The 5,356-nt window shown below is 63.9% G+C and carries 5 protein-coding genes and 1 pseudogene; 2 read left to right on the forward strand and 4 right to left on the reverse strand.

Features of this window, described 5'->3' with window-relative positions:
* Positions 1 to 303 (reverse strand): hypothetical protein (locus ABIV12_RS02920; protein ID WP_348056050.1); only part of this gene is annotated, 303 nt, incomplete at its 3' end.
* Positions 304 to 434: 131 nt separating this feature from the next.
* The gene (gene glmU / locus ABIV12_RS02925; RefSeq protein WP_348056052.1) at positions 435 to 1,811 is read right to left on the reverse strand and encodes a bifunctional UDP-N-acetylglucosamine diphosphorylase/glucosamine-1-phosphate N-acetyltransferase GlmU; all 1,377 of its coding nucleotides are present in this window, start codon (positions 1,809 to 1,811) and stop codon (positions 435 to 437) included.
* A 281-nt stretch (positions 1,812 to 2,092) separates the two neighbouring features.
* Here glmU and ABIV12_RS02930 point away from each other — a divergent pair, with 281 nt between their 5' ends.
* Positions 2,093 to 2,623, forward strand: coding sequence for a flavin reductase family protein (locus ABIV12_RS02930; RefSeq protein ID WP_348056054.1), 531 nt, complete (start codon positions 2,093 to 2,095; stop codon positions 2,621 to 2,623).
* Positions 2,624 to 2,632: 9 nt separating this feature from the next.
* Positions 2,633 to 3,868: an acyl-CoA dehydrogenase family protein gene (locus ABIV12_RS02935; RefSeq protein ID WP_348056056.1), complete on the forward strand. Its 1,236-nt coding sequence runs from the start codon at positions 2,633 to 2,635 to the stop codon at positions 3,866 to 3,868.
* Between the two features lie 203 nt (positions 3,869 to 4,071).
* Here ABIV12_RS02935 and ABIV12_RS02940 read toward each other — a convergent pair whose 3' ends face one another.
* A complete protein-coding gene (locus ABIV12_RS02940; protein ID WP_348056058.1) occupies positions 4,072 to 4,494 on the reverse strand; it encodes a F0F1 ATP synthase subunit epsilon in 423 nt (140 codons plus the stop codon).
* Positions 4,495 to 4,624: 130 nt separating this feature from the next.
* A pseudogene (locus tag ABIV12_RS02945) lies at positions 4,625 to 5,356 on the reverse strand (F0F1 ATP synthase subunit beta); the annotation flags it as partial.

Consider the following 5,356-nt stretch of genomic DNA (forward strand, 5'->3'; position numbering starts at 1 on the left):
GAGGAGGGTTCCGCTTTGGCGAGTGAGTGCGAACAGCAGATTCTTCGTGCCCGAAGACGTCGCCACGCCAGCGAGATAAACAGGCGCGCTGTCGACAGTTCCCGGAACGGTCACCGCGTAGCGCTGCGTCAGCTGCGCCACGTTTGAATGCGTGAGCTGGGTTTCGGCGGGATTGTTGCTGCTGTGTGCGGCGTCGTATCCGAACTGCATCCAGTCGGCGGCGCACGCATCCGCCACGGCGCACGACAAGGTAAGCGCGACGGTTGCACGCAGGATTTTCGTCGTCATCTCGGGATCGCTCACGGTCGTATTGCGTTTCACCACACGGCGAAACGGCTGCAGCAAATGGAGAAACGCCGATCGTCCTGACGGCAATGCATCCGTCCCGTCGAATCGATGCGCGGGAACAGCAGTGCGCAGATGCAATTCGCGCACTATTCCTGCGTAAGCTTTCCGGGCCGTTTCCAACCCGGCACCGTCAGCTGGCGCGCACGTGAAAGCGTGAGCTCGCCCGCCGGTGCTTCCGTGCCAATCACCGATCCGGCGCCGATGGTCGCGCCTTTGCCTATGCTGACCGGAGCGACCAGCGCCGAGTTCGAGCCGACGAACACGTCGTCCTCGATCGTCGTGACATGCTTGTTGACGCCGTCGTAGTTGCAGGTGATCGTGCCGGCGCCGATGTTGACGTTGGCGCCGATCTCCGCGTCACCGATGTAGCTCAGATGGCTGGCCTTCGAGTTCTCGCCGAAGCGCGCTTTCTTGGTTTCGACGAAATTGCCGATGCGCGTGTTCGCGCCGAGCTCGGTGCCCGTACGAAGACGCGCGAACGGCCCGATCTCGCATGGGCCATGCGTGACCACGCCGTCAAGGTTGCAGTGCGATCGCACGATGGTCCCGGCAGCGAGCGTCGAATTGCGGATGCGGCAATACGGCCCGATGCGCACGTCGTCGCCCAGTTCCACCAGCCCTTCGAGGATCACGTCGATGTCGATCTCGACATCACGCCCGACCGTGACGTCGCCGCGCGCGTCGAAGCGCACCGGGTCTGCGAAGCGCACACCGGCCGCGGCGAGATGGGTTGCGCGCGACCGTTGATACATGCGCTCGAGTCCTGCAAGTTGCCACGGATCGTTCGCGCCGAACACTTCCTGCGGATTGAGGCAGAGGCTCGCTTCGGCCGGCTCGCCCTCGTCGTTGGCCTGCGCAAACACGTCGGTGAGGTAGTACTCACGCTGCGCATTCGCGTCGGTCACATTGTTGATCCACACCCGCATGCGCCGCGCGTCGGCCGCGAGGATGCCGCTGTTGACCCAGCTGATTGCGCGCTGTTCGGCAGTGCAGTCCTTTTCCTCGATGATCGAACGGATGCGGCCGATGCCGTCGCGCACGACGCGCCCGTAACCGTAGGGGTTGTCCAGTTGCGTGACCAACGCGGCGAGCGGCAAGGGCAGCGAGAGCAGCTTCTGCAGCGTTTCTGTGCGGATCAGCGGCACGTCGCCATACAGCACCAGGACACGCGCGTCCTCCGGGACGCCCGGCATCGCGAGCTTGACTGCATGCCCGGTGCCGCGCTGGTCGGGCTGGTGCACCCAGGCCAGATCGCCCAGATCGGTGATCGCAGCCTGCACCTGTTCGCCCAGATGGCCGTAGACGATGTGGATCCGTGCCGGCTGCAGCGATCGCGCCGCTTCGAGAACATGCGCGAGCATCGGTCGGCCGGCGAGGGGCATCAGCACCTTCGGCTTGGAAGACTTCATGCGCTTGCCTTCGCCGGCAGCGAGCACGATGACATGCAGGGGTGTTCCGGTCACGGGGAGCTCCAGAATGAGACGCGCCGCACATTCTAGTCGGGCGCCCGCCCTCGCGGTGCACTGAATTTCCGCCGTTCGACGAGGGGCATCGCTGGCCGTATAGCAGGGAAAGCAGACCGGGGCGGAACGACTCGGCAAAAGGCCGCGCAGAAACATGCATCGACGCGTGTGCGCAGCGCTCCGGAATGGCCTGCGTGGCGGGGCCTGCGAATTTGGCCATAATGTCCGGTCGCTGGCGATCGCCCGTTCCCGGGAATCAATGCCAACCCGGAACCCGAGCAATGACGATGGAATCCCGATTTCCGCCCGTGGACCCGCGTGTATTCCGCGATGTCATGGGTCGGTTCGCGACCGGTGTGACGGTGGTGAGCTTCATCCGCGAGGGCAGCCCTGCCGGCATGACCGTCAATGCCTTCATGTCGGTCTCGATGGCGCCGCCGCTCGTTCTGGTCTCCGTTCGTCGCGAAGCCAGTTTCAATGCGTTCGTGAAGGTCGGTGACCGGTACGGCGTCAATGTGCTGTCTGAAGCCCAGCAGCATCTCAGTGCCTATTTCTCGTCGCGTCCGGTCGAAGGAGTATCGGTTCCGTTCAAGGACTGTGGCGGCACGCCTTTGCTGGAAGGGAGTCTTGCCCAGGTCGTCGCGCGTGTCGTCGACATCCACGAAGCCGGCGACCATCTGCTGCACATCGGCGAAGTCGAGCATCTGTGGCACGGAGCGGAAGCGACGCCGCTGATTTTCTTCACCGGCAAGTACAAGCACATCGACGCCCACGAGCCGACCGTGCAGTGGAATGCGGTCGATGGCTGGTAAGGCGCAGCCGTGACCCACTCCACGCCACGCGAACCGGAACCGCCGATGTTCCAGCGCGCCAGCGACCACGAACAGGCCATTCGCGACCAGTTGATGACGCGCGCGACGGAGCTGGTGCCGCTCCTCGCAGCGAATGCCTTGAGAACCGAGCAGGAGCGGCGCGTCGTCGAGGAGAACATCGTCGCGATGAGCGATGCGGGTCTGTTTCGCATGATGGTGCCCAAGCGCTATGGCGGCTATCAGGTCAGCATTCGCACCAGTCTCGACATTGTGTCGATCGTCGCGGAGGGCTGCGGCGCTTCCGCGTGGGTCCTCAGCCTCATCAACAATGCGGCGTGGGTGGTCGGTCTGATGTCGACGCAGGCACAGGACGAGATTTTCGGCGCCGATCCGGCGGCGCGCGCGGCTGGCGTCATCGCGCCGAGCGCTCAGACGCGGCGCGTCGAGGGCGGACTGATCGTCTCCGGCAAATGGTTCTGGGCGTCGGGTTCGCTGCATGCGACCTGGGGCATGCTCGGCGTGCTGGAGCACGATGCGAAGGGGAAGCCCGCGGGGCAATTCCTCGCGTTCGTGCCGATGAGCGAGCTGACGATCCAGTACACGTGGTACGCGTCGGGCATGAAAGGCACCGGCAGCAACTGCCTGGTCGCCGAAGAGGTATTCATCCCCGATCATCGCCTGCTGTCGCTGGAGGCCGCCGTCAACGGTCGCTACCTCACCTCGCACCGGGACGAATCGCTCTACCGCTCCGCGTTCATTCCCGTTGTCGTGCTGTCTTTGGTGGGGCCGCAACTTGGACTCGCCCGTGCAGCCCTCAAGCATGTCATCGGCGCTGCAGGCGAACGCAACATCCCCTATACGATCTATGGGCGCCAGGTCGATTCGCCTGCATTTCAACTTCAGGTTGCCGAAGCGGCGATGAAGATCGACACCGCGCATCTGCATGCCTACCGTGCCGCGGATGACGTCGACCGTGCGGCGGCAAGCGACGACTATCTCGACTTCGATGCACGCGCCCGCGTGCGTGCCGATGCAGGCTATGTCGCGAAGACAGTCACCGAAGCGCTCAACACGCTGGTCTCGGCGCACGGTGCCGGCTCGTTCGCGGAATCCAATCCGATGCAACGGATCTGGCGTGATGCAAACACCGCGGCGCGGCATGCGTTCGTCCTGCCGCCGGTGTGCGAGGAACTGTATGGAAAGGTGCTTCTGGGTGTGAAGAAGAACATCACGCCGCTCATCTGACGCGGGATCCCTGCCCGGGCGTGCGAACGCCCGGAACGCATCGCGGTCCGATCCAGCGCAGGTCGGCGATGCTGTCGCACTTCGCATGCTCGGGCACGCTGGACAGAGTGTTTGCGGGCATTCGGTCGATTGAGGAATCGCCGGCGCCGCAAACGACGACGCCGGCATGCGCCGGCGTCGGGGATCTGCATCGAACGGAAGGGTCAGTGCTTGAGCGCGCGACGCAGGCGTTCGAGTGCCTGCAGCTGCGCCATTGCCTGTGCAAGCTGCGCCTGAGCCTGCGCGACCTCGAGTGCGTCGGTGCGATTGGCAAGCATGCGCTCGGCCTCGTCCTTTGCATTGCGCGCCGCCGCTTCGTCGAGGTCCTTCGCGCGAATCGCCGTGTCGGCAAGCACGGTCACAACGGTCGGCTGCACTTCGAGAATGCCGCCCGACACGTAGAAGAACTGTTCTTCGCCATTCTCCAGTTCGACCCGCACCTGCCCGGGTTTCAGACGGGTGATCAACGGAGCGTGACGCGGGGCGATGCCGAGCTCGCCCATTTCGCCGGTCGCGATGACCATCTTCGCCTCGCCGTGGAAGATTTCTTCCTCGGCACTGACGATGTCGCAGCGGATGGTTGTCATTGTCTTTTCTCGCTTCGCTCGTTCGACGGGAATGGGAACTGCGGAGTCGGGACTGGTGAACATCGACATCGGGAGCAAGCAATGCGCCTGATGGTTCCGATTCGCCTTTCCCGATTCCCGAAGGCAGCCTTCAGGCGACCTTCTTCTCCATCGCCTTGGCCTTCTCGAAAGCCTCGTCGATGCCGCCGACCATGTAGAACGCCTGCTCCGGCAGGTGATCGCATTCACCGTCGCAGATCATCTTGAAGCCACGGATGGTCTCCTTCAGCGTCACGTACTTGCCTGGCGCGCCGGTGAACACCTGTGCAACGGTGAACGGCTGCGAGAAGAAGCGTTCGATCTTGCGCGCGCGAGTGACCGAGGCCTTGTCTTCTTCGCTGAGCTCGTCCATGCCGAGGATGGCGATGATGTCCTTCAGTTCGCGGTAGCGCTGCAACGTACCCTGTACACGGCGCGCGGTGTCGTAGTGTTCCTGGCCGATCACCAGCGGATCGAGCTGGCGACTGGTCGACGCGAGCGGATCCACGGCCGGATAGATGCCAAGGCTCGCAATGTCGCGCGACAGTGCCACGGTCGAATCCAGATGCGCGAACGTCGTCGCCGGCGACGGATCGGTGTAGTCGTCGGCCGGAACGTAGACGGCCTGGATCGACGTGATCGAGCCGGTCTTGGTCGAGGTGATGCGCTCCTGCAGGCGACCCATCTCGTCGGCCAGCGTCGGCTGGTAACCGACCGCGGACGGCATGCGTCCGAGCAGTGCCGACACTTCGGTACCGGCCAGCGTGTAGCGATAGATGTTGTCGACGAAGAACAGGATGTCGCGGCCCTTGCCGGTTGCCGGATCGATGTCGTCGCGGAAATA

The organism is Dokdonella sp. (assembly GCF_039926425.1).
Classification (GTDB): domain Bacteria; phylum Pseudomonadota; class Gammaproteobacteria; order Xanthomonadales; family Rhodanobacteraceae; genus Dokdonella_A.